The sequence below is a fragment of the Paracoccus cavernae genome (assembly GCF_042430175.1).
Classification (GTDB): Bacteria; Pseudomonadota; Alphaproteobacteria; order Rhodobacterales; family Rhodobacteraceae; genus Paracoccus; species Paracoccus cavernae.
In genome coordinates this window covers 1-26555 of the sequence record NZ_JBHMDZ010000046.1, presented here as the reverse complement: position 1 = coordinate 26555, position 26555 = coordinate 1, and the positions used below count along the sequence as shown (strand labels likewise).

The following is a 26555-nucleotide window of genomic DNA, read 5'->3' as shown; positions in this document are numbered from 1 at the left end:
CTCAGCCCCTTTCGCTCAAAACTGCGCGGCCGATGATGAGCCGCATGATTTCATTGGTGCCTTCGAGGATCTGGTGGACGCGCAAATCGCGCACGATTTTCTCGATCCCGTAATCGGCGAGATAGCCGTAGCCGCCATGCAGTTGGAGGCATTGGTTGGCGACATCAAACGCGGCATCGGTCACATGGAGCTTGGCCATTGCGCAGAATTTCGTCGCATCCGCCGTGCCGCGGTCAAGCTTGTCCGCCGCCATATGCAAAAAGACCCGTGCGGCCTGCAGCGCGGTCTCCATCTCTGCAAGACGGAACTGGAGGGCCTGAAACTGGTCGAGGCTTTGCCCGAAAGCGCGCCGCTCGCCCATATAGCGCAGGGTCGCGTCGAAGGCCGCCTGCGCGCCGCCCAGAGCCGTTGCCGAGATATTGAGCCGCCCGCCGTCGAGCCCTGCCATCGCATAGGAAAATCCCTTGCCCTCGCTGCCCAGAAGGTTGGCCTCGGGCACAAGACAGTCGTCGAACTGGACTTGCGAGGTCGGCTGCGCCCTCCAGCCCATCTTGTGCTCGAGCGCGCCGAAACTGAGACCGGGCGCGCCGTCCTCGACCACCAAAGCGCTGATGCCCTTGGGACCGTCCACGCCGGTGCGGACCATCGTGACGTAAAGATCGGAATAGCTGCCGCCCGAGATGAAGGCCTTGGTGCCGTTCACGCGCCAGCCTTCGGGGCCGGCCTCGGCGCGACTGCGCAGTGCCGCTGCATCGGAGCCGCTGCCGGGTTCGGTCAGACAGTAGGAGGCGACTTTCGTCATGGTGCAGATATCGGGCAGAAAACGCGCGCGCAATTCGTCAGAGCCGAATTTGTCGATCATCGCCGCCGACATGTTGTGGATCGAAAGGAACGCCGCGACCGAGGGGCAGGCCATGGCGAGGGCCTCGAAGATGATGGTGCCGTCAAGCCGGCTCAGCCCCGAGCCGCCGTATTCCTCGCCGACATAGATCCCGCCAAGCCCCAAAGCGCCGAGTTCGGGCCAAAGCGCGCGCGGAATGGTGCCCGCCCGCTCCCAATCGAGCGCATGGGGGGCGATATGCTCGGCCCCGAAATCCCGCGCCATCTCGAATATGGCCTGCTGCTCTTCGTTGAGATCGAAATCCATGCGGCCCTCCTCCGTTGAATTCGTCTTGTCGGTTATGCGACGCAATCGCGATCATGGGCAACCGCCCGTCACCCCTCGCGCCCCATTTTGTCCGGATGTGCAAAGTCGGGCTTGTGCCGTTCTGGGCGAGTGAATCGCGGCGATTTCGCGCTCTGCGTGTGCGCCTCGTCAAAGGATGAAGGGGCAGCGTGACCTGCCCCTTCGAAGTTCGGGGTATTTAAGTGATGAAGAAAGGCTGCTTTCTCTGTCACCCAAATACCCATGCGACGGCGCGCTTAGTCGAGCGCTTTGAAGTTGAGGTTGGCGCCGTCCTTGATCCCCGAGAACCAGCGCGTCGTGACGGTCTTGGTCTTGGTGTAGAAGCGGAAGGCGTCGGGACCGTATTGGTTGAGATCGCCGAAGGCCGATTTCTTCCAGCCGCCGAAGGTGTAGTAGCTCAGCGGCACCGGAATCGGGAAGTTGACGCCGACCATGCCGACATTGACGCGGCTTGCGTAATCGCGCGCAGTGTCGCCGTCAGCGGTGAAGATGGCCGTGCCGTTGCCGTAGTCGTTGTCCATGACCAGCTTGAGCGCTTCCTCGTAGGATTGCGCGCGCACGGTCGAGAGGACCGGACCAAAGATCTCTTCCTTGTAGATGTCCATGTCGGCGGTGACATTGTCGAAGAGCGAGGGACCGACGAAGAAGCCGTTTTCGTAGCCCTGGATGCGCAGGTTGCGCCCGTCGACCACGAGTTTCGCGCCCTGCTCGACGCCTTTGTTGACCAGACCGTCGATGCGGCTTTTCGCGGCGGCGGTGATGACGGGGCCGAAATCGACGTCATTGCCGGCGGTATAGGGGCCGACCTTGAGCTTTTCGATGCGCGGGATCAGGCGCTCGATCAGCGCATCGGCCGTTGCATCGCCGACCGGAACCGCGACCGAGATCGCCATGCAGCGTTCGCCCGCCGCGCCGAAGCCCGCACCGATCAGCGCATCCGCCGCCTTGTCGAGATCGGCATCGGGCATGATCAGCATGTGGTTCTTCGCGCCGCCGAAGCACTGGGCGCGTTTGCCGTTGGTTGCCGCGCGGCCATAGATATATTGCGCGATCGGGGTCGAGCCGACGAAGCCCAGAGCCTGGATGGTGGGATGGTCGAGCAGGGTATCGACCGCCTCTTTGTCGCCGTTCATGACCTGAAGCACGCCGTCCGGCAGACCGGCTTCCTGCGCCAGTTTCGCAAGCATCAGCGCGGTCGAGGGCACGCGCTCGGAGGGTTTGAGGATCATGGCGTTGCCGGCCGAAAGCGCCGGACCCATTTTCCACAGCGGGATCATCGCGGGGAAGTTGAAGGGGGTGATCGCCGCGACCACACCCAGCGGCTGGCGCATCGAATAAAGGTCGATCCCCGGACCGGCGTTATCGGTGAACTCGCCCTTGAGCATCGCGGGCGCGCCCATGCAGACTTCGATCACTTCAAGACCGCGCTGCACGTCGCCGCGTGCGTCGGGCAGGGTCTTGCCATGCTCGCGGCTGACCAGCTCGGCCAGTTTGTCCATATTGGCGTTGATGAGATCGCCGAATTTCATCATGACGCGGGCGCGGCGCTGCGGGTTGGTCGCGGCCCAGCCGATTTGCGCTTTTTCGGCGCTGGCGATGGCGGCGTCGAGCTCTGCCGGCGAGGCCAGCGGCACGCGGGCGATGATCTCGCCGGTGGCGGGGTTGTAGACGTCGCTGAAACGGCCCGTCGTCCCTTTGACTTCCTTGCCGTCGATCCAGTGATAAAGCTCTTCCATCGCATCCTCCCAAAGGTGTCTGTTCCAAAGTTGTCCAAAGGATAGCCTTGCGCAACTGCTGCGAAAAGAGGAAGGCTGGCAAAAGCGTTTTGCATAAATGCAAAGCCGAGGCTTGAAACGCCGCGTAAAAAGCGCGGCCGGCGGCAGGGGGTCGCAATGGACTGGGACGACATGCGCATCTTTCTCGCCGTTGCGCGGGGCGAGAGCCTTTCGGCGGCGGGGCGCAAGCTCGGGGTTGATGCCTCGACCGTCGGGCGCAGGATCGCGCGGCTCGAGCAATCGCTGGGAGCAAAGCTCTTTCTCAAGACGCCGCAGGGTTACGAGCTCGCCGCCGAGGGCCAGCGTCTCATCCCCCATGCCGAGGCCGCTGAGACCGCGCTTCAGGGCGCAAGCGAGGCGCTGAGCGGGCATGACGAGTTGACCGGCCAGTTGCGGATCGGCGCGCCGGACGGTTGCGCCAATTACCTTTTGCCGCAAGTCTGCGCGCGGCTTTGCGCCGATCATCCCGGCCTCGAGGTCCAGATCGTCGCCCAGCCGCGCCTTTTCAACCTGACGCGGCGCGAGGCGGATATGGCGGTTGGCGTCTCGCCGCCGCAAAGCGGACGGCTGACGGTGCAGAAGCTGACGGAATACAAGCTCCACCTCGCCGCGCACGAGGATTACCTCGCCGCCCATCCCCCGCTTCTCAGCCGCGCAGATCTGAAGGGTCATCAGATGATCGGCTATATTGCCGACATGATCCACGATTCCGAACTGGATTATCTGGCCGAGACAGGCGCCGAAACCGCGGCGCTGACCTCGAATTCGGTGTCGGTTCAGCTGCAGGCGATCCGCGCGGCGGGCGGGCTCGGGATCGTTCATGATTTCGCGATTCCCTTTGCGCCGGGCGTGAGGCGGGTCTTGCGCGACGAGATTTCGCTGACGCGGAGCTTCTGGCTGATCCGCCATGCCGACGACCGGCGCTCCGGGCGGATGAACCGGCTCGCCGATGCTTTCGCGGCAGGGCTGCGCGCCGAGGTCCAGAGGCTCGAGGCGCTGGTCAGCCCCTGACGCGGGGCAGGGGCAGGGTTGCGCCACACGGTTCTAAAGACGCGGCGCGCGAAGGTCGGGCTTGACGCATGGCCCCGATGTGGCAGGTTTGACTTATTTGCTCATTCGCCACAGACATGCAGGAGGAAGACGGGATGCTTGTAAATCAGATCCTTTCGATGAAAGCCTCGAATGAAATCGTGACGGTTCATCCCGATACATTGGTTGCCGAGGCGACCCGCATCTTGTCGGAGCGCCGCATCGGTGCGGTTGTCGTCAGCGAGGATGACGGCAAGACGGCGAGCGGCATTCTGTCGGAGCGCGATATCGTGCGCGCATTGGGCCGCAACGGCCCCGAGATCCTGAACGGGCCGATCGGCGAGCTGATGACGCGCAAGCTCGTGACCTGCACCACGGGCGAGGATGCGCTGACCATCCTCGAGCGCATGACCGAAGGGCGCTTCCGCCACCTGCCGGTCGTCAACGACAAGGGCGAGCTTTTGGGCCTCGTGTCGATCGGGGATGCGGTTTCCGCGCGCCTCAAAGAGCTTCATGCCGAGAAAGAGGCCCTGACCGGCATGATCATGGGGGCATAAGCTCGTCCGCCGGTCCCTTTCGGGGCCGGTGCCGCGCGCGTTGTGATTGCATCATCGCGGCTTTCTCGCGCGGCCCGCCTCTTGCATCCGGCAGCAGAATCCTGTTCCACCTTTTGCGAAACCGAGGCGAAAGGATTTCACATGCGCATTGGCCTCTACCCGGGGACGTTTGATCCGATCACTTTGGGTCATATCGATATCATCCAGCGTGCAATGGCGCTGGTGGACCGGCTGGTGATCGGCGTTGCGATCAACCGCGACAAGAAGCCCCTGTTCGATCTCGAGCGCCGCGTCGAGATGGTGCGCCACGAATGTGACGCGATCATGGCGAAAACCGGCGGCGAGATCATTGTCCACCCGTTCGAGAACCTGCTGATCGATTGTGCCCGCGATGTCGGCGCCAATATCATCGTGCGCGGCCTGCGGGCGGTTGCCGATTTCGAATATGAATTCCAGATGGTCGGGATGAACCGCGCGCTGGATTCCAGCATCGAGACGGTTTTCCTGATGGCGGATGCACGGCGTCAGGCGATTGCCTCGAAGCTGGTCAAGGAAATCGCGCGGATGGGCGGCGACGTGACGAAATTCGTGACGCCCTCGGTCAACACCGCCCTGCGCGAGCAATTCGCGCGCTGAGTGCACAAAGGGCGCGTCACGCGCCCTTTTTCGGGACAAGCGGGGCGGCAACTTGCTAGACTTCCACGGACAGCGTGGAGGTGGAGATGTCGAAAACCGTTCTGGAACCGCAGAGCCCCGTGTCGGGTCGCGACCAAAGACGCGATCAAACTTCGGCCGAGGGCCGTCTCGATCGTGGGCCCGATCCCATTCCCGATCATGCGGTCATCACCGCGGCCGCCGTTCCTTCGGCTTTGGCGGCGGGCTGGCGCGACTTCCGCCGTGCGCCTGCCTTCGGGCTGTTTTTCTCGGCCTTTTATGTGCTTGGCGGGCTGATGATGGCGGCGGTGGCTTTTGCCTTCGGCAACGAATGGCTGCTCATGCCCTTTATCGTTGGCTTTCCCCTGCTGGCCCCCTTCGCCGCGACCGGCCTTTACGAGGTCAGCCGGCGGATCGAGCTGGGCGAGCCGCTCGATTGGCCCGCCGTTCTGCGCGTGGTGGTCGCGCAAAAGGACCGGCAGGTGCCTTCGATGGCGATGGTCATCCTGCTGTTGTTCATGTTCTGGGTCTTTGTCGCCCATACCACTTTTGCCTTGTTCATGGGGCTGTCCTCGCTGACCAACATCAGCAGCTCGCCCGGGATCCTGCTGGAGGGACGCGGGCTGGTCATGCTGGCGGTCGGCACCGTGGTCGGCGCGGGTTTCGCGGGCGTGCTCTTTTCGGTGACGGTGGTGGGGCTGCCGCTGATTCTCGACCGTGAGGTCGATCTGATCTCGGCCATCATCGCGAGCTTTCAGGCTGTGCTGGACAACAAGGGCGTGATGCTGCTTTGGGGCATCGTCATCGCGGGACTGCTCTTTGCGGCGATCCTGCCGCTGTTTCTGGGCCTTCTGGTGGTGCTGCCGGTTCTGGGTCATGCCAGTTGGCACATGTACCGCCAATTGATGCCCGACAGCGACGAGAGCCTTTGAGGCGAGGGGGCCCTATGGGCCCAGGGATCCGAAAATCCGAAAGGAAAAGGGCGGCCGAAGGGCCGCCCTTTCCTCATTCCCTCAAGCTTGCGCTTGCACAGCCTGCTTATTCGGCATCCGACGAGCTGGTGCGCGGCGGGGCGAGTTTCGCCATGGACGCATTCTGGAGCGGGTCGTCCTGACGCTGGACCGAACCTTCGAAATGCGCACCGGATTCGATGGCGATGGTCTTGTGGACGATGTCGCCTTCAACGCGGGCGGTTGCGGTCAGGCGGACTTTGAGGCCGCGCACGCGACCGACGACACGGCCGTTGACCACGATCTCGTCGGCGACGATCTCGCCTTTGATCGTTGCGGTTTCGCCGACGATCAACTGATGGGCGCGGATGTCGCCTTCAACAGTGCCTTCGATCTGGACGTCGCCAGCGGTCTTGATGTTGCCGGTGACGATCAGGTCGGCGGAGAGAACCGACGGCGTGCCGCGTTGACGCGGAGCGGGTGCCGAGGGGGCTTCGTAGCTTGGCGTCGTGTCAAAGCTGCGGGTCGGCGTCGTTTCAGTTTCAGCCGCCGGCTGCTGACGGGGGCCTGGCTCGGTGACACGGGTCTTAGAAAACATTTTGGGCTGCCTTGATGAAACTCATGGGATCCACGGAACGACCTTCTACGCGGACTTCATAGTGAAGATGCGATCCGGTCGATCTACCGGTATTGCCCATATCACCGATCTGGGCACCACGCGATACCTTTTGCCCGACTTTTACCCGAATCTTGGACAGATGACCGTATCGTGTCTCGGTGCCGAGCTCGTGGCGGATCTTGATGAGATTGCCGTAACCGCGCTGCCAGCCTGCGAAAATCACTTCGCCGTCTGCGGTCGAATAGATCGCGGTTCCGACCGGACCGGCCATGTCGATGCCTTCGTGGCGACGACCCCAGCGCGCGCCGTAAGGCGAGGTGTAGCGGAAGGCGTTCTTGACCGGCATGGCCAGCGGAAGCTTGTCGACGGCGATGCGGTAGGTGTTGATCTTGTCGAGCGAAACCATGATCTCTTTGACCTTGGCGTCGTTCTGGGTGATCGCGGCATTGCCGCGGGTCGAGTAGCCTGCCGGCTCCAGCGGGCCGCCGGTTCCCGAATAGCCGGCGCGGACTTTGCGCAGCAGCGCATCGGGGTCCATGCCGACGCGGCGGAACATGCGGTCCAGCGGCTCGGTCGAGACGGTGACGGCGCTTTCTATCTCGGCAAAGAGCGCGTCGTTGCGCGCAACGATCCGGTCACGCTCGAGCGCGATTTCCTGTGCCTCGCGACGGGCTTCGGCGGAATCGCTTTCGGCCTGAAGGCGGTCGGACGCGGCTTGTTTCAGCTCGCCCGAGAGAATGTCCAAAGCGACCGAGAATTCCGACATGCGGTCGGCGTCGAGCTGCGCCGTGGCCTGCTCGCCTTCGGCCGCATCCTTACCTTTGCTCGCATTGAGCGCGAGAACGGTGTTGTGGAGGGTGGCTTGGACCGCGCCGATCCCGGTTTCCAGTTCGCGGCGTTTGCTTTCCGAAGCGAGCAGCTGCGATTGCATCGAGGAGACCTGATCCAGCGCCACCGCAAAGCGGCTCTGCGCGGCGGCCGCTTCGGTGGCGCGCAGGTCGCGCTCTGCCGAAAGGGCGGCGAGGCGGGCCTCGAACGCATGTTGGGCTTGAACCGTTTGATCGCGCGACGAGCCCTCGCTGACCGTGCCGATCACGAGGATCGAACTGGCGATGATCGTCCAGCCGAAGACCAGAGCGACGCCCCCCAGGGCGCCCAGTTGGGTCAACGGACGCAAGCGGACAAATCGCGCATTGGCATCGGATTTCAGAAAGAGACGCTGTTCAGGCAGCCAGCGTTCCAGCGTCGCGTTCAAGCGGTTGGTGAGGCCCAAGGTCACTGTCCATTATTGTTGGAGCAACCGGGCCGAGCAGAGGTTCGGTCGCTGATGGAACGGGTAAACCGGAACTGTGCCTTGATTGCAACATCCACGATCGGAACGAATAGAACATTTGGCAATTTGCCGCCAAATCTGGGGGGTACTGGCGAATTTTCGCCGAAATACGGGAACCGGATGCCAATAAACGCGTTCGCGCCGCCTGAAATTTCAATTTCGGTTAACGATTGCAGGTGATTCCCGATGCGCGAAAAGGTGACGGAAAGCGCGTCCTCCGGACGGAACCCGACGATTCATGCGCTTTGAAGGGCCGGTTCGGAGCACTTTTCGGGCGCCGAGACGTCACGTTTTCTGCGACCTTTTGCCGGTCAGGAAAAGCTGTAGGGCAGCGGTCCTGCCCGATCCTCGGGAATGGATATCATGCGGTCGACCGGCGGAACCGAGCGTTGGTGGCAGTTCTGGCGCGGGCAGATTCGGCAGGAGATCCCGATCGGCTCGAAGAGATTCGGGTTACTCAGATCCAGACCGTCGGCATAGACCATGTCGCGGGCATGGGTGATTTCGCAGCCCAGACAGATCGCGAAGCGCCGCATCGGCGCATTGAATGTCCCGCCCGGTTTCGAGACATCGCGCGACAGGCAAAGATAGCGCTTGCCGTCCGGCGTCTCGGCCAGTTGGCGCAGGAAGCGGGTCGGGGTCTCGAAGGCTTGATGCACCGTCCAGAGCGGGCAGGCCCCGCCGAAACGCGCGAATTGCAGCCGCGTCGCGGAATGGCGCTTGGTGATCGTGCCGGCCTGATCGACGCGTACGAAGAAGAAGGGCACGCCCTTGTTGCCCGCGCGTTGCATGGTCGACAGCCGGTGCGCGACCTGTTCGAGCGAGGCGTGAAACAGATGCGCGAGGCGCTCGAGGTCGTGGCGCTCGGCCTGTGCGGTTGCAAGAAAGCGCGAATAGGGCATCATCGCGGCACCGGCGAAATAGTTCGCGAGCCCGACGCGGGCGATGTCGCGGGCGCTGTCGCTGCGAAAGCGCGCCAGTTCGAGCGTGGCATCGAGCAGGGTGCCGCGCGTCTCGAGCGCGATCAGATGCATCAGCTGGAAGGCCAGGGTCTGGCGGTTCGCGGCCGCATTCATCGTGATGTGGTCGCCCTCGCGGCGAAAGACCACGCTGGTGCCCAGTTCGGCGGTGCTCAGCCGCATGCCGCGCTGGCCAAGCGCTTGGATCGCGCGCTCGAGCGGGGGCATGTCGGGCTCGGCCATGGCGAAATGCTCGGCGGCGCGGTCCACGGCGTCGATGTAATTGTCGGTGTAGTGAAAGAAATCGCGGACCTCTTCCCAAGGCGAGGAGGCGGTGTTCTGCATCCCCGATCCCAGCGCCTCGTCCAGCGCGGCCAGCCGCTCCTGCCCCTCGCGATGGGCACGGTAAAGCTGGAGGAATGCGCGGGCGAAGGCAGGAGCGTTATTGGTGGCAAGGCGCAGGTCGATCATGCCCGGAGGCGCGTCAAAGACCGGATCGGCCAAAGCCTCGGCCAGATCGACCACCATGCGGTCGGCGTCGCCTACCGCCATCGCGCTCAGATCCAGCGAAAATTCGGAGGCGAGTTTCAGCAGAACCCCCGCCGAAACCGGACGGTGGTTGTTCTCCATCTGCGACAGGTAGGGCAGGGACACGCCGAGCCGGTCGGCAAAGGCGCGTTGGGTCAGCTTGGCGCGAGCCCGCGTTTCGCGCAGGGCGGCACCGGCATAGATCTTTTGCGTGGCCATTCTTTGCTCCGCCCTTTGCTGTACCCTCTTTGCAAAATGCGCATAGGCTTTGCAAAGGGGCAAGGCAAGAGCGTGATCAGGCTGCGGTCAGGGACGTTTGCTGCGGTTGAGCGTATAGATCACGGTCGCGACCGAAGCGACGGCCGAGGCAAGCATCACGGCCAGAAGCGGCAAGGCACCGCTGTCGTCGTGAAGGAGCGCGCCGGCCAGCGCCGCCAGCGCCGCGCCGCCCGCCACGCTCATCGCGCCGCCAAGACCTGCGGCGGTGCCGGCCAGCTCGGGCCGCACGCTCATCATGCCGGCATTGGCGCTCGGCAGCAAAAGCCCGTTGCCCAGCCCCAAAGCCGCAACCGATCCGAAGAAGATCAAGGGCTGATGCAGACCCGAGAGATCGGCCAGAAACGCCAGACCGAGCGCGACGGTCGAGACCAGAACCCCGGCCGTAATCAGATGCCGCATCCCGATGCGCATGGCGAACCGCCCCGAGATGTAGTTGCCGAGCGCGTAACCCAGCGAGGGCGCGGCAAACCAATAGCCGACCTGCGATGAGGTCAGGTTGAAGACCTCGGAGCCAACAAAAGGCGCGCCGCCGAGATAGGCGAAGAACGAGCCCGAAGCGAGGGTGATGGTCGCGGCATAGCCCCAAAACAACCCCGACCGCGCCAGCGCTCCATAGGAGGAAAGCTGGCTTTTGAACGGTTGGCTGCTGACCTGCGCGGTCTCTCCCAGATCGAACCAGCACAGCAGGAAGACCGCCAGACCGCAGGCCCCCATCAGGACGAAATTGGCCTGCCAGCCGAAGGCCTCGTCAAGGATACCGCCGAAAACCGGCGCGATCATCGGCACGATCGACATGCCCATCGTGACATAGCCCAGAAGGCTCGCGGCATTCTCGCCGGTCACGAGATCGCGCACCATCGCGCGCGAGATCACGAAGCCTGCCGTGATCACGGCCTGAGTGAGGCGGAAGGCAAGGAAACTCTGCGCGTCGGGGGCAAAAACGGTGCCGATGGTCGCGAGCAGAAAGACGACCAGTGCCACCAGCATCACCGGACGCCGCCCGAAGAGGTCGCTGATCGGCCCCGAGGCCAGCTGCATCAGCGCACCCACCCCGAGATAGGCCGAAACCGACAGCTGCATCGTCGCGTAATCGACCTCGAAATGCCTGGCCATGCCCGGCAGCGAGGGCAGGAAGACGTTCAGCGACAGCGCCGCCAGCCCCGAGATCAGAACCAGCGTCGCGATATGCGGGGCGGATCTTGCCGCGCCCTTAGCTCCAGTCATGAAAAACGAACCACGCGCCCAGACAGATCAGCGCAAAGCCGATCCCATGTTGCCAAGTGATCTTCTCGCCCAGATAGGCCCACGAAAAGATCGCGAAAACCGAAAGACTGATGACTTCCTGAATGGTTTTCAGCTGCGCCGCGCTGAAATGGCCATAGCCGATCCGGTTGGCGGGCACCTGCAGCAGGTATTCGAAAAAGGCGATGCCCCAGCTGGCCAGAATGACGATGAACAGGGGCGCGGCCTTGTATTTCAGGTGGCCGTACCATGCGAAGGTCATGAAGATATTCGAGGCCAGCAGCAGGCCGATGGTGACGGCCGGAATGGGCAGAGACATCATTGATCCCAGTTGGAGCGGTGTTTCTCGAGATTGCCGAAACGGGTGAAGCGGCCTTCGAAGCTCAGCTCGACCGTGCCGATCGGACCGTGACGCTGCTTGCCGATGATGACCTCGGCCTTGCCGTGACAGGCCTCCATGACCTGCTGCCAGGTCGCCATCTTGTCCAGCTCGTGATCGGCGGGCTTCTCGCGTTCCTTGTAATATTCCTCGCGGAACACGAACATCACGATATCGGCGTCCTGTTCGATCGAGCCGGATTCGCGCAGGTCGGAAAGCTGCGGCCGCTTGTCCTCGCGGCTTTCGACCGCACGCGAGAGCTGCGACAGCGCGATCACGGGGATATCCAACTCCTTGGCGACGGCCTTGAGCCCTTGGGTGATCTCGGAGACCTCGTTGACGCGGCTGTCCTTGGCGGTGGCCGCGCGCAGAAGCTGGAGATAGTCGACGATCAGCAGATCGAGCCCCATCGTGCGCTTGAGTTTGCGCGCGCGCGCTGCAAGCTGGTTGATCGGCAGCGCGGGCGTGTCGTCGATATAGAGCGGGCAGTTCTGCAGATCATGCGCGGCCTGCACGAAGCGGCGGAATTCGTCCTCGGACATGTCGCCGCGGCGGATGTTTTCGGACGGGACCTCGGCCGCTTCGGACAGGATACGCGCGGCGAGCTGGTCGGCCGACATCTCGAGGCTGAAGAAACCCACGACGCCGCCCGAAACCGTGCCGTGCGAGCCGTCGGGCAACTCGCCCATCCGGTGCGCCTTGGCGACGTTGAAGGCGATGTTGGTGGCAAGCGAGGTTTTCCCCATCGAGGGGCGACCGGCCAGAATGATGAGGTCGGAACGGTTCAGGCCGCCCATTTTATGGTCGAGATCGACCAGCCCCGAGGAGACCCCCGAAAGCCCGCCGCCACGGCTATATGCGGCATTGGCCGCGTTCAAGGCACCGGTGACGGCCGAAAGGAAGCTTTGGAAACCACGTTCCGCGACGCCCTGTTCGCCGAGCTTGTAAAGCACCTGTTCGGCGGCCTTGATCTGGTCCTCGGCATTGTCGTCGACCGTCACATGCGAGGCGCGCGAGGCGATGTCCTGACCGAGCCCGATCAGATCGCGGCGCAGTGCGAATTCGCGGATCATCTGCGCATAATCGCGCGCGGCATGGGACGAGATCGCCGCTGCCGCCAGTCGCGCCAGATAGGCCGGACCGCCCAGATCCTTCAGGCCCTGATCGTTTTCCATGAAGGCTTTGATCGTCACCGGGCTCGCCAGCGCGTTCTTGGTGATCCGCTCGGCGCAGATTTCGTAGATGCGGCGGTGCACGGGGTCGTAGAAATGCGGCGGCGCGATGATGCGCGTCACATGGTCGAAAACCTCGTTATTGGTCAGAAGCGCGCCCAGAAGCTGCTGCTCCGCCTCGATCGAGAAGGGGACGGCCTGCTCGGCTGCTGCGCTGGCGAGTTCCGCCGGGGGTCTGATTTCCAAAGCGCGCAGCTCGGTCATTTCTCTCGATCCTCAAGTCAGTGAAGCCCCGCTTATCTCACAAAGCGGGGCTTGGGGCTATCTCGCAAATCTGGTGGTCCGGCATGCAAAGCGCAATCCGGACCGCCGGTGCATATCAATCAGGGATGCGCGGCCTGCCATGCCCGCGGATCGGACAGGAAGGCCTCGACCTCGTCAAGCGTCGCCTTGTCGAATTTGCCCTGCTCGCGTGCCTCGGCGAGAACATCCCACCAGGTGCACAGGTAATGCAGTTCGACCCCGTGATCGCCGAGGCGTTTCGGCGTATCCTTGAAGATGTCGTAGTAGAAGATCACGGCGGTATGGCCGCAGGTCGCGCCGGTTTCGCGGATCGCATCGACGAAGCTCAGCTTCGAGCCGCCGTCGGTGGTCAGATCCTCGACCAGAAGGACGCGCTGGCCCTCGGTCATCGCGCCTTCGATACGGGCGTTGCGGCCGTAACCCTTGGGTTTCTTGCGCACATAGGTCATCGGCAGTTCAAGCCGTTCGGCGACCAGCGCGGCAAAGGGGATACCCGCGGTCTCGCCGCCCGCGATATTGTCGAAAGCATCGAAGCCCGCATTGCGCAGGACCGTCGCCGCCATGAAATCCATCAAGGTCGAGCGGATGCGCGGAAAGGAGATCAGCTTGCGGCAGTCGATATAGGTCGGCCCCTTGAGGCCCGAGGCATAGGTATAGGGCTCGACCGCGTTGAAATGGACGGCACCGATTTCAAGCAGCATGCGGGCGGAAAGGCGGGCGATTTCTTCGCGGGGCGGGAAGGGCAGGGTCATTGGGCGTCCTCGACATGCCAGTACAGGGGATAGCCGGGATCAAAGACGGTTACCGTCTCGTCGCCGGCCTGGATTTTCGCGGGATATGCCGCAGGAGTGTCGCGCTTGACCAGACGGATCTTGTCGGCGTTGACCGGCAGGCCGTAATAGGCCGGACCGTTGAGCGAGGTGAAGGCCTCGAGCTTGTCGAGCGCGCCGTCCTCCTCGAAGACATGGGCGAGGATCGACATGGTATTGGGCGCGGTAAAGCAACCCGCACAGCCGCAGGCGCTTTCCTTGGCGTGATCGGGATGGGGCGCTGAATCGGTCCCGAGGAAGAAGCGGCCATCGCCCGAGGTCGCGGCTTCGCGCAAAGCCAGACGGTGGCTTTCGCGTTTGGCGACCGGCAGGCAGTAGTAATGCGGCTTGATCCCGCCCACGAGGATGTGGTTGCGGTTGATAACGAGGTGATGGGTGGTGATCGTCGCCGCGATATTGTCGCCCGAGCGGACGTAGTCTGCACCGTCTTTCGTCGTGATATGTTCCATGATCACGCGCAGCGCAGGCTGGGCGCGGCGGATCGGTTCAAGCACGCGGTCGATGAAAACCGCTTCGCGGTCGAAAATATCGACTTCCGGATCGGTGACTTCACCGTGGAAGCACAGCGGAATGCCGGCCTCGGCCATGGCGTCGAACACCGGACGGGCCTTGTCGAAATCGCGCACGCCGCTGGCGGAATTGGTCGTCGCACCCGCCGGATACAGCTTGACCGCCGAGATGATCCCGGCCGCATGGGCCGCGACGATATCGGCCGGATTTGTGGCTTCCGTGAGGTAAAGCGTCATCAGGGGACGCAACGTCATGCCCTCGGGGCGCGCGGCGAGAATCCGGTCGCGGTAAGCGGCGGCCTGCTCTGCGGTCACGACCGGAGGCACAAGGTTCGGCATGATGATCGCGCGGCCGAAATGTGAGGAATATCCGCAAACTGCATCCAGCATCGCGCCATCGCGCAAATGCAGATGCCAGTCGTCGGGGCGGCTGATTGTCAATGAATGCGTCATGATTTCGCCTTATATTGCGTTGTCGCGCGACAATGAAAGGGCGGTTCTTGCCCTAAAGTGGAACTTGGCATCACTATCTTAGAGGTTCAGCATTGGAACTGCGCGACAGGAAAGGAAAAGAAAAGAGATGAAATCAGGATATTTCGGCCCGAATGCCATGTTCGCCCCTTGGGCGCTTTGGCAGCAGATGGCCCAGATCGCCTGGGACTCGCAAGCTGTGATCGCCATGCGGACCGCGGGCCTCATGGGGCTGGTCCATCAAGATGCCGGCGAACCGCAACGCATGGTGCAGGAAAAGGCCGATGCCGCGAATGAAGCGATGACGGCGGCCTTGCGGGCTGCGGCACGCGGCGCACGCGCCGATCAGGTCGTTTCGGCGGCTTTGCGTCCCTATCGTCGCCGCACCAAGGCCAATGCGCGCCGGTTGAGCAAGTCGAGCTGAGGCCGCTCGAGTTGAGGCCGGTCGCGGGCGGAACGATCCGCAGCGGCGAACGAGGAAAAGAGGTCGGGCCGGCAGGTCCGGTTCGGAGGAAGACATAGGCCCCCGCAAGTGATCCCGATCAGGATCGGCAAGCGACAGGCCGAACGAAGAACGCGCCCCTTTCGGGGCGCGTCTTTGTTTGCGGCAATGCGGCAGTCGCGATCAGATCAGCTTGCCCATGGCGACAGCGGTATCGGACATGCGGTTCGAGAAGCCCCATTCGTTGTCGTACCAGGTCAGGATGCGGCAGAAGTTGCCCTCCATGACTTTGGTCTGGTCGAGCGCAAAGACCGAGCTGTGCGAATCGTGGTTGAAGTCGATCGAGACGTTCGGCTGGTTGGTGAAGCCGAGGACGCCTTTGAGCTTGCCGTTCGACGCGGCGATGATCGCCTCGTTGATCTCTTCGACCGAGGTGGCGCGCGATGCCTCGAACGTCAGGTCGACGACCGAGACGTTCGGGGTCGGCACGCGGATCGCGACGCCGTCGAGCTTGCCTTTGAGCTCCGGCAGAACCAGGCCGACGGCTTTCGCCGCACCGGTCGAGGTCGGGATCATCGACAAAGCGGCCGCGCGGGCGCGGTAGAGGTCGCCATGCATCGTGTCCAGCGTCGGCTGGTCGCCGGTGTAGCTGTGGATCGTGGTCATGAAGCCTTTGGTGATGCCGATGGCTTCGTTGAGGACATAGGCGACCGGCGACAGGCAGTTCGTGGTGCAGCTCGCGTTCGAGACGACCAGCTGGTCTTTGGTCAGGGTCTTGTCGTTGACGCCGAAGACGATGGTGTTGTCCGCGCCGTTCGAGGGAGCCGAGACCAGAACGCGCTTGGAGCCGTTCTCGAGGTGGATCTTGGCTTTCTCGCGATCGGTGAAGATGCCGGTGCATTCCATCGCGACATCGACATCGCCCCAGGGCAGTTCGGCCGGGTTGCGGATGGCGGTGACTTCGATCGGGCCGGTGCCGACGTCGATCGTATTGCCGCTGACTTTGACTTCATGCGGGAAGCGGCCGTGGACCGAATCGAAGCGCAGCAGATGCGCGTTGGTCTCGACCGGGCCGAGATCGTTGATCGCGACGACCTGGATATCGGTCCGGCCCGATTCCACAATCGCGCGAAGCACGTTGCGACCAATACGTCCGAAGCCGTTGATTGCTACCTTAACAGTCATGGTATTCCTCTGCCGCTGATTCAGGGTTCGGCTGCAAATAGCCAGCATTTCAAGGCGATTGCAAATGTCGGGATCGCAATATGAGCGGAAAAGGCGACGGAACTCGGATGTTAGCGCCAGAAGGCGGGTGTTAGCGCCAGAAGCTGAGATACTCGATCAGCTCGGCAAACTGCTTTCCAAGAAAAATCGGCAGGTGGCCGCCAAAGGCCAAGGCGTCGATCACGAAGACCGCGACGACGAAGGCGGCCAACCAGATGGCGTTTTGATTACTCATCGCAGCTCCTTGACCGCCACGGTTGCGATTGCCGCGGCTTTGTCTTGATCGACCCCGCCCGAGACGGCCGGACAGCAAGCGCGACGTCCCGTCTTGAAGGGTGCCGCGCGGGCAAGGCTTTGGCCATGCCCGAGCTGATTGCTAGGCAAGCCGCCCGCGTGACGCAAGCGCTTCCGCATATGCTGCGGGTCCGCAAGTCCTGCGCGTCGCGCCGCAAAGGGGCAAGGCAGCATGCGTGCAGGTTCCGACGCTTGCCTCTCCCTGCATATTGCCCTGCGCCGCGTTTTTTCGGGCCGGAGGAGGGCAGGGTCAATCTTCGCTTTCGGCATCGGCGGCGATCAGGAAGAGGTCGCCCGCTGCTTCCATCCTGCGGATGGCGGCGACGACCGCGTTCATCGCCTCTTCGGCATCTTTGGCGGTGACCTTGCCCAGAGCGGTGATCTCTTCGCGCATCGAATCGGCGAGACGCGAGGACAGGGCCGAGAGGATGAAATCGACCGTCGGCTGGTCCTTGCCCTTGGCACCCGCCATGGCCTTGATCAAGGTAATCCCGTCCACTTCGCGGGTGATGCGCGAGATGTCGCGGGGATCGATACGGGCGGGGATATTGGCCCAGGTGAAGATGGCCTTGCGCACGTTTTCCGCAAAATCGGCGTCGTCGTCGTCAAGTCCCGCAAGCACGGTCTCGCGGGTTGCGGCCTGCGAGAAGTTGAGGATCGCGCCCACCTTTTCGACCGGACCGCTGTCGAGCGCGGGCTGGGGTACGAGATCGGCGGCATGGACCAGAGCCATGCCGATGCGGTGCAGCGCCGGCGCCTCGATCGAGCTGGTCAGGGACATGGCATAGGCGATCTGGCGCGCGAGCTCGGGGTCGATCTGGCCGAAGGTTTCGGCGGCGCGCGGTACGGGCAGGTTCGAGAGCATGACGGCCGCGACCTCGACGGCTTCGGTCCGCGCGAGTTCGGCGAGAATCTTGACCGGCAGCGATGCGATCCTTTCCCAAGGATCGCTCGCCCCCGACAGCGCCGCCAGCCGTCGCAGTCGCGAGGTTGTATTGTCGGAAAGATGCCCCTGAAGCAGGTTCAGCGCCCCGTCGATATTGCCGGGGAAATGGAGGCCGATCGCCTCGATCTGGTTGCAGAATTCGTCGACCACCGCATCGCGCGTATCCTTGTCGATCAGCTCCATCGAGGCGATTTCCTCGGCAAGGCCGGCCTGCGCGGCGGGGGGCAAGGCCGAGAGGTCGAGGTCGTCGCCCGTCGTCAGCAAATAGCGCACCACGATCGCGGCCTTCTGGCGCGAGGTCAGCACTTTGGTGACGAAGCCGTCGTCCATGAACATGAAAATACCCCCGATTCTTGCGACTCGGGGGCAGATTGGCAGAGAAAGGCTAACGGCCGGTTAGCCCCGGGTCTCAGGCCTCGCCGAAAACGCGGCGGAAGATCGTGTCGACATGTTTGGTGTGGTAACCAAGGTCGAATTTCTCTTCGATTTCGGCGGGCGACAGGGCCGCGGTGACTTCGGCATCGCCCAGAAGCTCGGTTTTGAAATCCGCGCCTTTTTCCCAGACTTTCATGGCGTTGCGCTGCACGAGGCGGTAGGCATCCTCGCGCGAGACACCGGCTTGGGTGAGCGCCAGAAGCACGCGCTGCGACATGACAAGACCTTTAAACTTGTTCATGTTCTTGAGCATGTTGTCCGGATAGATCACCAGCTTTTCAATCACGCCGGCCAGACGGTTCAACGCGAAATCGAGCGTGATGGTCGCGTCGGGCGCAATGCCGCGTTCGACCGAGCTGTGCGAGATGTCGCGCTCGTGCCAAAGGGCCACGTTTTCCATTGCCGGAACCACGGTCATGCGCACGAGGCGGGCGAGGCCGGTCAGGTTTTCGGTCAGGACGGGGTTGCGCTTGTGCGGCATCGCCGACGAACCCTTTTGGCCGGGCGAGAAATATTCCTCGGCTTCGAGGACCTCGGTGCGCTGCATGTGGCGGATCTCGATCGCGACGTTTTCCATCGACGAGGCGATGACGCCGAGCGTGGCGAAGAACATCGCGTGACGGTCGCGCGGGATAACCTGGGTCGAGATCGGCTCGGGGGTCAGGCCCAGTTTCTCGCAGACATATTCTTCGACGAAGGGGTCGATATTGGCGAAGGTGCCGACCGCGCCCGAGATCGCGCCGGTCGCGATTTCCGCGCGGGCATGGACCAGACGCTGACGGCCGCGCTCCATTTCCGCATAAAAGCGGGCGAAGGTCAGGCCCATCGTGGTCGGCTCGGCATGGATGCCGTGGCTGCGGCCGATGCGGACCGTGTCCTTGTGCTCGAAAGCGCGGGTTTTCAACGCGGCGAGCAGGCGGTCCATATCCGCGAGCAGGATGTCGGTCGCGCGCACGAGCTGGATGTTGAGCGTGGTGTCGAGCACGTCCGAGGAGGTCATGCCCTGATGGACGAAGCGCGCCTCTTCGGGGCCGATATGCTCGGCAAGATGGGTCAGGAAGGCGATGACGTCATGCTTGGTCACGGCCTCGATCTCGTCGATGCGGGCGACGTCGAATTCGACGTCTTTGGCCTTCCAGACCGCCTCGGCGCTGGCTTTCGGGATCACCCCGATCTCGGCCTGGGCGTCGGAGGCATAGGCCTCGATCTCGTACCAGATTTTGAACTTGGTTTCGGGCGACCAGATGGCGGTCATTTCGGGGCGGGAATAGCGCGGGATCATCGGTGCCTCCAAATAGTTGACCGCGATTTAGCGCGGGACGCGCTTTTGAGCAACCTTGGCCGGGGTATTTGGGTGATGAAGAAGGCGCAAAACCTGCCAAGCGGTCGGGAAAGGCGCGGAAATTTCCCTGTTCCGGATCGCAGACAGCCCACGGGCGCGGATTTCGGGTGATTCCCCTCGCCGCGGCTTGAGGGGTGAGGGTCGCGGATCGCCTGTTCGGCGTGGTTCATTGCCCCCGCGTGGAAAATCGCCCAAGCTCGGGTCAATTGGACAAATCGATATTGGGGGGAAAGATGGGGCTAATCGGGATTTTCCTGTCGCTGTTTTTGCTGATGTATCTGGCCTATCGGGGCATCAACGTTTTGATCCTCGCGCCGCTCATGGCGCTTTTGGCGGTGCTGATGTCGGGAGGTGCGCCGGTTCTGGCGACCTATACGCAGGTCTTCATGAAGTCTTTGGGCGGCTATGTGACCACCTATTTCCCGCTGTTCCTGCTGGGGGCGATTTTCGGGAAGGTCATGGCCGACGGCGGCGCGGCGCGCACCATTGCCGAAGGAATCGTCGACAAGGTCGGGGCCAATCGCGCGATTTTGGCGGTGGTTCTCGCATGCGGGGTTCTGACCTACGGCGGGGTCTCGCTGTTCGTCGTGGCCTTTGCGATCTATCCGATCGCGAATGCCTTGTTCCGGCGCTCGGATATTCCCAAGCGGCTGCTGCCCGCGGCGATCGCTTTGGGATCGTTCACCTTTACCATGACGGCCTTTCCCGGCACGCCAGCGATCCAGAACGCCATTCCGATCCCGTTTTTCGGTACCAATGTCTTTGCCGCGCCGTTTCTGGGGACGCTGGCGGGGTTGATCATGCTGATCGGCGGCACGCTTTGGCTCGACCGGCGGGCGGCTGCTGCTGCAGGGCGGGGCGAGGGCTATGGGGTTCATGCCGCGACCGCGGCCGATAGTACCTTGCCCGAGGACGCCGACTTGCCCGGCTTTGCCTCGGCGATCACGCCGGTGGTCATGGTGATCGCGCTGAATGCGGTGTTCACCTATCTCGTCATTCCGAACATGAGCGCCGAATATCTGGCCGAGCCGGTTTACGGCGAGACGACTTTGGCGAAAGTCGCCGGCATCTGGGCGATCATCATTTCGCTGACGGCGGCGATCGTGGCGGCGGTTGCCCTGAACTGGCGCCGCTTTGTCGCGGTGAAAGAGACGATCAACAGCGGCACGATGGGCTCGCTTCTGCCGATCTTCAACACGGCATCGGAGGTGGGTTACGGCGCGGTCATCGCCTCGCTTCCGGCTTTCGCTTTTGTCCGCGATGCGGTGCTCGGGCTGTTTCCGAGCAATCCGGTCGCCTCGCTCGCGGTGGCGGTGAACGTGCTGGCGGGGATTACGGGTTCGGCCTCGGGGGGGATGTCGATTGCGTTGAACACCCTGGGCGAGCAGTTCGCGACGATGGCGCGCGATCAGGGCATCAGCATGGAGCTGATGCACCGCGTGACGGCGCTGTCTTCGGGCGGGTTCGACGCGCTGCCCCATAACGGTGCGGTGATCACCTTGCTGGCGATTACCGGCATGACCCACAAGAAAAGCTACAGCGACATCTTTGTCGTCTCGGTCGCCATTCCGGTGATTGCGACAATCGTCGTGATCTTGCTCGGCAGTCTTGGCTAAGGGTATTTGAATGATGAAGAATGGGAGGAAAGCCAAGGGGTTGGGAAATGGAAGCGATCTTTCAGAAGTCTTTGGGGTTTGCGCCGTGGATGGACCCGAGGACGCGGCGTTTGCCGGGGGTGATCCCTGTCGACGAGTCCGATTGGCTGATCGTCGACGATGCCTTTGCCGCCCAGATGGCACTGCGCGAACGGCTGATTGCCGAGCGTGAAGATGCCGTTCACCGGCTTTCGGTCGGGGCGCGTGCAGCGGCGGACGAACTCTATGCAATGGTTCTGCGCGGCCTGCCCGCGCGGGGCTACGAGATCGGCCCGCGCGGGATGATCCGCCGTCCGGACGGTGTCGAGGTTCGGGCCGATCCTGCACAGCCTTTGCTGACTTTGGGACGTCTGGTGGCCGAGGATCTCTGCCTGATGCAGGAGGTGCCCGAGGGCTCGGAGGGGGCGGGCGAGCATCTTTTGGGTGGGGCGATCCTGTGCTTTCCGGCGGGCTGGACGCTGGCGCAGAAATTCGGGCGGCCGATGATGCGCATCCACAAGCCGGTCGCGAAATATACCGAGGATATCGGTAAAAGGGTTCAACGTTTGCTGGACGGGATCCGGCCGGGCATCGGCATGTTGCGCGGCACTGCCCACCATTCGAATGCCCCGCTGCACAATCCGCGCACCGAAGAGATCGGCCGCGTGCCCGAGGGCGATCTGCCTTTCATCCGTGTCGAAAGGCAGTGCCTGTTTCGTCTGCCGGAAAGCGGTGCGGTGGTTTTCTCGATCCATACCTCGATCATCCTGCCAGAGGATCTGACCGCCGAGCAGAAGGCGGTACTGGAGGAGTTCCCGATCCGCGAGGCGGCCTGAGACGGGGGGCGGCCGGATACGAAAAAGCCGCCCCTCGGGGCGGCTTTCTTGTCGGGGGGCTGCCGGTCAGCAGCTGTAGTACATCGCATATTCGATCGGGTGGGGGGTATGCTCGAAAGCATAGACCTCTTCCCATTTCAGCTTGATGTAGCTGTCGAGCTGGTCTCGGGTGAAGACGTCGCCCGCCAGCAGGAAGTCCATGTCCTTTTCCAGCTCTTCGAGCGCTTCGCGCAGCGAGCCGCAAACGGTCGGGATTTCGGCCAGCTCTTCCGGCGGCAGATCGTAGAGGTCCTTGTCCGAAGCCGGACCCGGATCGATCTTGTTCTTGATGCCGTCAAGGCCGGCCATCAGAAGCGCCGCGAAAGCGAGATAGGGGTTCGCTGCCGGATCGGGGAAGCGGGCCTCGACGCGTTTGGCTTTGGGCGATTCGGTCCACGGAATACGGACCGCACCCGAGCGGTTGCGGGCCGAATAGGCGCGCAGAACCGGCGCTTCAAAGCCCGGGATCAGGCGTTTGTAGCTGTTGGTCGAGGGGTTGGTCAGCGCGTTCAGGGCTTTCGCATGCTTGAGGATGCCGCCGATGAACCACAAAGCCTCCTGGCTGAGGTCCGCATATTTGTCGCCCGAGAACAACGGCTTGCCGTCCTTCCAGATCGACATGTTCACATGCATCCCCGAGCCGTTGTCGCCCTTCATGGGCTTGGGCATGAAGGTCGCCGATTTGCCGTAGGCGGCAGCGACGTTGTGGATGACATATTTGTATTTCTGGATGTTGTCGGCCTGCTCGACCAGACCGCCGAAGATCATGCCCAGTTCGTGCTGCGCGGTGGCAACCTCGTGGTGGTGCTTGTCGACCTTGATGCCCATGCGCTTCATGGTCGAGAGCATCTCGCCGCGGATGTCTTGGGCGCTGTCGATCGGGTTCACGGGGAAATAGCCGCCCTTATGGGGCGCGCGGTGGCCTTGGTTGCCCGAATCGTAGATCGTATCGGTGTTCCATGCGGCGTCGTGGCTGTCGATCTCGAAGGAGACCTTCTGGGGCGTGATCGAGTAACGCACGTCGTCGAAGAGGAAGAATTCCGCCTCGGGGCCGAAATAGGTCGCATCGCCGATGCCGGTGGCCTTCAGATAGGCCTCGGCCTTTTTCGCGATCGAGCGCGGGTCGCGGTTATAGGCTTCGCCGGTGTCGGGCTCGGCCACGTCGCAATGCACGCAGAGCGTTTTCTCGGCATAGAAGGGGTCGATATAGACCGAAGCCGCATCGGGCATTAGCTTCATGTCGGACTGGTCGATCGACTTCCAGCCGGCGATCGAGGAGCCGTCGAACATGAAGCCTTCTTCGAAAAAGTCCTCGTCGACGAGGTCCGAGACCAGCGTCACATGCTGGAGCTTGCCTTTGGGATCGGTGAAGCGGACGTCGACATAGGCGATGTCTTCTTCCTGGATCATTGCCAAAACGTCGGAGACGGTGGTCATGGTTGTCCTTTCTGGGTGGTCCGTCGGGCCGCTTGGGGCCTCGGGCGGGGTCATCTTCTATCGCGCGGAGGAGTTCAGAGGGCGTCGTCGCCGGTTTCACCGGTTCTGATACGGATTGCCTGTTCGACAGGGGTGACGAAAATCTTGCCGTCGCCGATCTTTTCGGTGCGGGCGGCGCTGACGATGGCGTCGATCGCGGCCTCGACCAGATCGTCGGGCAGGACCATTTCGATCTTCACCTTGGGCAGGAAGTCGACGACATATTCGGCGCCACGGTAAAGCTCGGTATGGCCTTTCTGACGTCCGAAGCCTTTAACTTCGGTCACCGAGAGACCTTGAACGCCAACTTCTTGCAGCGCTTCTTTTACGTCATCCAGTTTGAACGGCTTGATGATCGCCTCGACTTTCTTCATCGCCTGATCCTTCCTCACGACTTGCCTGAACCCTGATTGGACGCTTTGACGGAGCGCGTCCATCTCTATGCGGCGGCGCTCGGGGCGGAAAACCGGAATCGCGGGGGAGTGCCTGCAATTCGGGCTTTGTGATTAATTTATAGGCAAGTGCTGGCCGTAGCCCTGCGGGGAGCGGCCTTCTCGCGGCTCTGGCTTCGCGGATTTGCGGGCAGGGATGCGGAGGGGGAGGGCGGTGTTTGTGCGGTTGATTATTGGGTAGGGGGCCAGGTTCTTTGGCGAAAACCGCATCGGATGAGATGGGTGCCCGCCTTGTCGGGTTGCGGTGATTCGTCGTCTTGCAGTGACGCGTCGCGCCGGTGCGGAGGACTTTGGATAGAGGCGGTGCCCGCATCAATCGCGCGGGCCCGCAGCTGCCCGCCTCGGCCTTCCGGCTGATCCACGTGAATCCACGCGGACCGAAGGCAAAACGGGCTAAAGCCGACTGCGTTCCGGCGTTGGATTCGTGACGATTTCCTCTCGCATCGGTGCAAACCCTTTGCTAAGAGACAGCGACCGGAGCAGGCTTGGCCAACTCCGGCTTGGATGCGGGTGTGGCGAAATTGGTAGACGCACCAGATTTAGGTTCTGGCGCCGTGAGGCGTGGGGGTTCAAGTCCCTCCACCCGTACCAAATGACTGATTTAGCGAGAAAAATAGAAGCAACGCGAGCGGCTTTCGCGGCGGTTTTAAGAGCCTCTAAATCGAAGTTTCGCAATTTCTTTCGCAAGTTCACGTCTCGCTCTCCTTCTGTTCCCTGCGCAGCTGTGCGCGCTTCGACGCCTTCTTCTGGTTGGCTTGTGCGCGGTACTTACGCACCATCTCCAAGGTTTTGTGCCCCGTGACAGCTTGGATTTCGGCGTCGCTGCACCCGGCATCCGAGAGCTGTACGGCGGCCGTGTATCGCCAGCCGTGGATCACCAGACGATTCGCGCCGTGACGGGCGCCGATCTTGTCCCTGACCTCTTCGACGGCCTTCTGGACTGCGCGTTTTCCCAAGGGTTCCGTTGCCGTCTTGGATAGAATGTGGCGGCCGGCCTTAGGCAGCGTCGCGAGGTATGTCCGCAGCCGCGAGGGGCAATAGATCCAGATCTTGACGCCGGTTTTTTCCTGCACGACGGCCATATATTCGCCGTCGAAGTCTGACCATTGCATGGCGATGCAGTCGCCGAGGCGTTGCCCAGTCCCAATCCCGAGTTCGTAGATTGCCCGAGCGGTCTTCTGCCCGAGCTCCTCGCATGCGCGCTCGAAAGCCAAGAGCATGTCTGACGGCCACGGTTCGTATTCTCCCCCCTCGAGCTTGGCGATGTCTTCGACGGGATTGCGCTCGATCCACTCCAGGTCGACGGCGTGGCGGCATAGCACAGACAGGACGGCAACGCGCTCGTTGGCCTTCGACCATGTTGCCTGAAGCGCGTCTCGCGCTGCGAGGGCATGTTTGCGCCTGAAGCTGCGCACATCCTTGTCCCCGTTCTTCAGCCGGATTTCCTCGCAGTGACGGCGGTAGTTGGCTTGGGTTCCTTTGCTAAGGGCGCTCGGCCTCGATCACATAGCGCTTCATGCCGCGCGCAATGCGGGCCAAGGTGTTGTCGGCCAGCGGTCGCTTGGCTTTCAGACCGAGCTTTTCCATTACCTCGGCGCTGGTGTCGAAGATCGAGGGGCAAGGCAGAGACCAGTCAATGCAGCTGTCGGCGCCGATCCAAGGCGAGAGCTTGCCCTTTTTGACCTCTGCCGATGCAGGATCGCCATGCGTGGCCTTTGGCCAGACGATGGGGCGTCCATCGCGGCGCGCAACAAGAAACCAGCGCTTGCGAATCGTCGGTGCGCCATAGTCACAGGCGCGAAGCTCGCGCCATTGGACGCGATAGCCAGCAGCCTTCAGGCCGTTTATAAAGTCGTCGAATGTCTGCCCCGCGAATTCCTTGATGGGCTGGCCATCATTATCGACAGGCCCCCATGTGGTGAACTCCTCGACGTTCTCCATGCAAATTACGTCTGGCTTGGCCCACTTTGCCCACCGCACCACGACCCATGCCAGATCGCGGATGTTGCGGTCACGGGGTGCTCCGCCCTTGGCTTTCGAGAAATGCTTGCAGTCGGGGCTGGCCCAGAGCAAGCCGACATGCCGCCCCTGCGTCACGGTCAGCGGTTCGACGTCCCAGATATTGCTGTCGAGGTGCAGCGTCTCCGGATGGTTTGCTGCATGGAGCGCCAGCGCCTTTTGGGAATGGTTGATCGCGACATCGGGCGAGCGTCCCAACGCCAGCTCGATGCCGGTTGATGCGCCACCGCCACCCGCGAAGCTGTCGATGATCATGGGAAGGTGGGGGTGAAGGGTCATGCCATGAACTCGGCGTGGATTTCGCGGATAAACCCGATCACCTTGTCGATCTGGCTCTGCTTCTGGCGATCGGGCGGTGGCGTGCGCGCCAACGAGGGGCGCGGCGCGGTTTCGTGGCGCGGCGCAGGGTGCAGATCCTCCCAGCTTGCTCTGGGCAGGCCGATGGCCTGCTTGGCGGGCGCGAGCTCGCGGCCGACCGCGCCGGCACCGCGAACGGTAGTGGGGCTGATGTTCAGCGCGGTCGCGATCTGGCGCGTGGAATAGCCAGCGGAAGCTTGTGCTGCGATCCACTTCGCGCGCTCCAGCTTGAGGTCATCGGGTGCATCGTTTGGCATCGGCCCAAAGATGTGCGCAGGCGGGGC

The 26555-nt window shown here is 62.7% G+C and carries 26 protein-coding genes and 1 tRNA gene; 8 read left to right on the top strand and 19 right to left on the bottom strand.

What is annotated here, in order from left to right; genetic code table 11:
• Nucleotide 1: 1 nt before the first annotated feature.
• The gene (locus tag ACFFUC_RS15370; protein ID WP_377687716.1) at nucleotides 2-1147 is read right to left on the bottom strand and encodes an acyl-CoA dehydrogenase family protein; all 1146 of its coding nucleotides are present in this window, start codon (nucleotides 1145-1147) and stop codon (nucleotides 2-4) included.
• A gap of 275 nt (nucleotides 1148-1422) precedes the next feature.
• A complete protein-coding gene (locus ACFFUC_RS15365) occupies nucleotides 1423-2922 on the bottom strand; it encodes a CoA-acylating methylmalonate-semialdehyde dehydrogenase (protein WP_377687715.1) in 1500 nt (499 codons plus the stop codon).
• Nucleotides 2923-3078: 156 nt separating this feature from the next.
• Here ACFFUC_RS15365 and ACFFUC_RS15360 point away from each other — a divergent pair, with 156 nt between their 5' ends.
• The 4 genes from ACFFUC_RS15360 (at nucleotide 3079) to ACFFUC_RS15345 (ending at nucleotide 6133) form a co-directional block, all read left to right on the top strand.
• The gene (locus ACFFUC_RS15360; RefSeq protein WP_377687714.1) at nucleotides 3079-3972 is read left to right on the top strand and encodes a LysR family transcriptional regulator; all 894 of its coding nucleotides are present in this window, start codon (nucleotides 3079-3081) and stop codon (nucleotides 3970-3972) included.
• Nucleotides 3973-4106: 134 nt separating this feature from the next.
• On the top strand, nucleotides 4107-4547 hold the full coding sequence (locus tag ACFFUC_RS15355) for a CBS domain-containing protein (RefSeq protein ID WP_377687713.1): 441 nt from the start codon (nucleotides 4107-4109) through the stop codon (nucleotides 4545-4547).
• Between the two features lie 141 nt (nucleotides 4548-4688).
• Nucleotides 4689-5183, top strand: a complete 495-nt coding sequence (gene coaD, locus ACFFUC_RS15350; protein ID WP_377687711.1) for a pantetheine-phosphate adenylyltransferase — start codon at nucleotides 4689-4691, stop codon at nucleotides 5181-5183.
• 86 nt (nucleotides 5184-5269) lie between these two features.
• Nucleotides 5270-6133: a DUF2189 domain-containing protein gene (locus ACFFUC_RS15345; RefSeq protein ID WP_377687710.1), complete on the top strand. Its 864-nt coding sequence runs from the start codon at nucleotides 5270-5272 to the stop codon at nucleotides 6131-6133.
• Nucleotides 6134-6239: 106 nt separating this feature from the next.
• Here the strand turns inward: ACFFUC_RS15345 and ACFFUC_RS15340 are convergent, their stop codons facing one another.
• The 8 genes from ACFFUC_RS15340 to pyrC all read right to left on the bottom strand — a co-directional run bounded on the left by ACFFUC_RS15340 (nucleotide 6240) and on the right by pyrC (nucleotide 14757).
• Nucleotides 6240-6749, bottom strand: coding sequence for a bactofilin family protein (locus tag ACFFUC_RS15340; protein ID WP_377687709.1), 510 nt, complete (start codon nucleotides 6747-6749; stop codon nucleotides 6240-6242).
• Nucleotides 6739-8049, bottom strand: coding sequence for a DUF5930 domain-containing protein (locus ACFFUC_RS15335; RefSeq protein WP_377687707.1), 1311 nt, complete (start codon nucleotides 8047-8049; stop codon nucleotides 6739-6741). Before ACFFUC_RS15335 ends, ACFFUC_RS15340 begins: the two co-directional genes overlap by 11 nt.
• Nucleotides 8050-8414: 365 nt before the next feature.
• Complete coding sequence (locus tag ACFFUC_RS15330; protein WP_377687706.1) at nucleotides 8415-9809, bottom strand: helix-turn-helix domain-containing protein; 1395 nt, start codon at nucleotides 9807-9809, stop codon at nucleotides 8415-8417.
• 87 nt (nucleotides 9810-9896) lie between these two features.
• Nucleotides 9897-11093 carry a multidrug effflux MFS transporter gene (locus ACFFUC_RS15325; RefSeq protein WP_377687705.1) on the bottom strand — a complete coding sequence of 399 codons (1197 nt, stop codon included), beginning with the start codon at nucleotides 11091-11093 and terminating at the stop codon, nucleotides 9897-9899.
• The gene (locus ACFFUC_RS15320) at nucleotides 11080-11433 is read right to left on the bottom strand and encodes a DMT family protein (protein ID WP_377687704.1); all 354 of its coding nucleotides are present in this window, start codon (nucleotides 11431-11433) and stop codon (nucleotides 11080-11082) included. The genes ACFFUC_RS15325 and ACFFUC_RS15320 overlap by 14 nt, the downstream gene beginning before the upstream one ends.
• Nucleotides 11430-12926, bottom strand: a complete 1497-nt coding sequence (locus ACFFUC_RS15315; protein ID WP_377687703.1) for a replicative DNA helicase — start codon at nucleotides 12924-12926, stop codon at nucleotides 11430-11432. Before ACFFUC_RS15315 ends, ACFFUC_RS15320 begins: the two co-directional genes overlap by 4 nt.
• A 119-nt stretch (nucleotides 12927-13045) precedes the next feature.
• Entirely contained in the window at nucleotides 13046-13717 is a 672-nt protein-coding gene (locus tag ACFFUC_RS15310) for an orotate phosphoribosyltransferase (protein ID WP_377687702.1), read from the bottom strand.
• Nucleotides 13714-14757: a dihydroorotase gene (gene pyrC, locus ACFFUC_RS15305; RefSeq protein WP_377687701.1), complete on the bottom strand. Its 1044-nt coding sequence runs from the start codon at nucleotides 14755-14757 to the stop codon at nucleotides 13714-13716. Before pyrC ends, ACFFUC_RS15310 begins: the two co-directional genes overlap by 4 nt.
• 127 nt (nucleotides 14758-14884) lie before the next feature.
• Between pyrC and ACFFUC_RS15300 the strand changes: the two genes are divergently transcribed.
• On the top strand, nucleotides 14885-15199 hold the full coding sequence (locus ACFFUC_RS15300; RefSeq protein ID WP_377687700.1) for an antibiotic ABC transporter: 315 nt from the start codon (nucleotides 14885-14887) through the stop codon (nucleotides 15197-15199).
• Between the two features lie 201 nt (nucleotides 15200-15400).
• On the opposite strand, the gene gap is transcribed toward ACFFUC_RS15300, so the two are convergent.
• From gap to purB, 4 genes are all read right to left on the bottom strand, one after another.
• Nucleotides 15401-16402 (bottom strand): type I glyceraldehyde-3-phosphate dehydrogenase, encoded by a 1002-nt coding sequence (gene gap / locus ACFFUC_RS15295; protein ID WP_377687699.1) that lies wholly within the window; start codon nucleotides 16400-16402, stop codon nucleotides 15401-15403.
• Nucleotides 16403-16532: 130 nt separating this feature from the next.
• Entirely contained in the window at nucleotides 16533-16676 is a 144-nt protein-coding gene (locus ACFFUC_RS15290; RefSeq protein WP_377687698.1) for a hypothetical protein, read from the bottom strand.
• 309 nt (nucleotides 16677-16985) lie between these two features.
• Nucleotides 16986-18017 (bottom strand): flagellar motor switch protein FliG, encoded by a 1032-nt coding sequence (locus tag ACFFUC_RS15285; protein WP_377687697.1) that lies wholly within the window; start codon nucleotides 18015-18017, stop codon nucleotides 16986-16988.
• A gap of 73 nt (nucleotides 18018-18090) precedes the next feature.
• Nucleotides 18091-19398 carry an adenylosuccinate lyase gene (gene purB, locus ACFFUC_RS15280; protein WP_377687696.1) on the bottom strand — a complete coding sequence of 436 codons (1308 nt, stop codon included), beginning with the start codon at nucleotides 19396-19398 and terminating at the stop codon, nucleotides 18091-18093.
• Between the two features lie 293 nt (nucleotides 19399-19691).
• Between purB and ACFFUC_RS15275 the strand changes: the two genes are divergently transcribed.
• Entirely contained in the window at nucleotides 19692-21074 is a 1383-nt protein-coding gene (locus tag ACFFUC_RS15275; protein WP_377687695.1) for a GntP family permease, read from the top strand.
• A gap of 47 nt (nucleotides 21075-21121) precedes the next feature.
• Nucleotides 21122-21928: a heme-dependent oxidative N-demethylase family protein gene (locus tag ACFFUC_RS15270; protein ID WP_377687694.1), complete on the top strand. Its 807-nt coding sequence runs from the start codon at nucleotides 21122-21124 to the stop codon at nucleotides 21926-21928.
• Nucleotides 21929-21994: 66 nt separating this feature from the next.
• Here ACFFUC_RS15270 and glnA read toward each other — a convergent pair whose 3' ends face one another.
• Nucleotides 21995-23404 carry a type I glutamate--ammonia ligase gene (gene glnA / locus ACFFUC_RS15265; protein WP_377687693.1) on the bottom strand — a complete coding sequence of 470 codons (1410 nt, stop codon included), beginning with the start codon at nucleotides 23402-23404 and terminating at the stop codon, nucleotides 21995-21997.
• Nucleotides 23405-23478: 74 nt separating this feature from the next.
• On the bottom strand, nucleotides 23479-23817 hold the full coding sequence (locus ACFFUC_RS15260; protein ID WP_377687692.1) for a P-II family nitrogen regulator: 339 nt from the start codon (nucleotides 23815-23817) through the stop codon (nucleotides 23479-23481).
• A gap of 584 nt (nucleotides 23818-24401) precedes the next feature.
• On the opposite strand from ACFFUC_RS15260, the gene ACFFUC_RS15255 reads away from it, so the two are divergent.
• Nucleotides 24402-24486: transfer RNA gene (locus tag ACFFUC_RS15255), tRNA-Leu, on the top strand.
• Between the two features lie 98 nt (nucleotides 24487-24584).
• Here ACFFUC_RS15255 and ACFFUC_RS15250 read toward each other — a convergent pair.
• The 3 genes from ACFFUC_RS15250 to ACFFUC_RS15240 all read right to left on the bottom strand — a co-directional run.
• Nucleotides 24585-25310, bottom strand: coding sequence for a tyrosine-type recombinase/integrase (locus ACFFUC_RS15250; RefSeq protein WP_377687691.1), 726 nt, complete (start codon nucleotides 25308-25310; stop codon nucleotides 24585-24587).
• Between the two features lie 67 nt (nucleotides 25311-25377).
• Nucleotides 25378-26193, bottom strand: a complete 816-nt coding sequence (locus tag ACFFUC_RS15245) for a DNA cytosine methyltransferase (protein ID WP_377687690.1) — start codon at nucleotides 26191-26193, stop codon at nucleotides 25378-25380.
• Nucleotides 26190-26555: helix-turn-helix domain-containing protein (locus ACFFUC_RS15240; protein WP_377687688.1), on the bottom strand; the 366-nt coding region annotated here is incomplete at its 5' end. The genes ACFFUC_RS15240 and ACFFUC_RS15245, both read right to left, overlap by 4 nt.

Excerpts from the sequence above, each read along its gene's own strand:
- ACFFUC_RS15300 (WP_377687700.1), top strand. The coding sequence starts at position 14,885 with ATGAAATCAGGATATTTCGGCCCGAATGCCATGTTCGCCCCTTGGGCG.
- pyrC (WP_377687701.1), bottom strand. The coding sequence starts at position 14,757 with ATGACGCATTCATTGACAATCAGCCGCCCCGACGACTGGCATCTGCAT.
- ACFFUC_RS15360 (WP_377687714.1), top strand. The coding sequence starts at position 3,079 with ATGGACTGGGACGACATGCGCATCTTTCTCGCCGTTGCGCGGGGCGAG.
- glnA (WP_377687693.1), bottom strand. The coding sequence starts at position 23,404 with ATGACCACCGTCTCCGACGTTTTGGCAATGATCCAGGAAGAAGACATC.
- ACFFUC_RS15320 (WP_377687704.1), bottom strand. The coding sequence starts at position 11,433 with ATGATGTCTCTGCCCATTCCGGCCGTCACCATCGGCCTGCTGCTGGCC.
- ACFFUC_RS15370 (WP_377687716.1), bottom strand. The coding sequence starts at position 1,147 with ATGGATTTCGATCTCAACGAAGAGCAGCAGGCCATATTCGAGATGGCG.
- purB (WP_377687696.1), bottom strand. The coding sequence starts at position 19,398 with ATGATCCCGCGCTATTCCCGCCCCGAAATGACCGCCATCTGGTCGCCC.
- ACFFUC_RS15355 (WP_377687713.1), top strand. The coding sequence starts at position 4,107 with ATGCTTGTAAATCAGATCCTTTCGATGAAAGCCTCGAATGAAATCGTG.
- ACFFUC_RS15245 (WP_377687690.1), bottom strand. The coding sequence starts at position 26,193 with ATGACCCTTCACCCCCACCTTCCCATGATCATCGACAGCTTCGCGGGT.
- ACFFUC_RS15330 (WP_377687706.1), bottom strand. The coding sequence starts at position 9,809 with ATGGCCACGCAAAAGATCTATGCCGGTGCCGCCCTGCGCGAAACGCGG.
- ACFFUC_RS15260 (WP_377687692.1), bottom strand. The coding sequence starts at position 23,817 with ATGAAGAAAGTCGAGGCGATCATCAAGCCGTTCAAACTGGATGACGTA.
- ACFFUC_RS15285 (WP_377687697.1), bottom strand. The coding sequence starts at position 18,017 with ATGTTCATGGACGACGGCTTCGTCACCAAAGTGCTGACCTCGCGCCAG.
- ACFFUC_RS15275 (WP_377687695.1), top strand. The coding sequence starts at position 19,692 with ATGGGGCTAATCGGGATTTTCCTGTCGCTGTTTTTGCTGATGTATCTG.
- ACFFUC_RS15315 (WP_377687703.1), bottom strand. The coding sequence starts at position 12,926 with ATGACCGAGCTGCGCGCTTTGGAAATCAGACCCCCGGCGGAACTCGCC.
- ACFFUC_RS15340 (WP_377687709.1), bottom strand. The coding sequence starts at position 6,749 with ATGTTTTCTAAGACCCGTGTCACCGAGCCAGGCCCCCGTCAGCAGCCG.
- ACFFUC_RS15345 (WP_377687710.1), top strand. The coding sequence starts at position 5,270 with ATGTCGAAAACCGTTCTGGAACCGCAGAGCCCCGTGTCGGGTCGCGAC.
- ACFFUC_RS15290 (WP_377687698.1), bottom strand. The coding sequence starts at position 16,676 with ATGAGTAATCAAAACGCCATCTGGTTGGCCGCCTTCGTCGTCGCGGTC.
- coaD (WP_377687711.1), top strand. The coding sequence starts at position 4,689 with ATGCGCATTGGCCTCTACCCGGGGACGTTTGATCCGATCACTTTGGGT.
- ACFFUC_RS15365 (WP_377687715.1), bottom strand. The coding sequence starts at position 2,922 with ATGGAAGAGCTTTATCACTGGATCGACGGCAAGGAAGTCAAAGGGACG.
- ACFFUC_RS15270 (WP_377687694.1), top strand. The coding sequence starts at position 21,122 with ATGGAAGCGATCTTTCAGAAGTCTTTGGGGTTTGCGCCGTGGATGGAC.
- gap (WP_377687699.1), bottom strand. The coding sequence starts at position 16,402 with ATGACTGTTAAGGTAGCAATCAACGGCTTCGGACGTATTGGTCGCAAC.
- ACFFUC_RS15310 (WP_377687702.1), bottom strand. The coding sequence starts at position 13,717 with ATGACCCTGCCCTTCCCGCCCCGCGAAGAAATCGCCCGCCTTTCCGCC.
- ACFFUC_RS15325 (WP_377687705.1), bottom strand. The coding sequence starts at position 11,093 with ATGACTGGAGCTAAGGGCGCGGCAAGATCCGCCCCGCATATCGCGACG.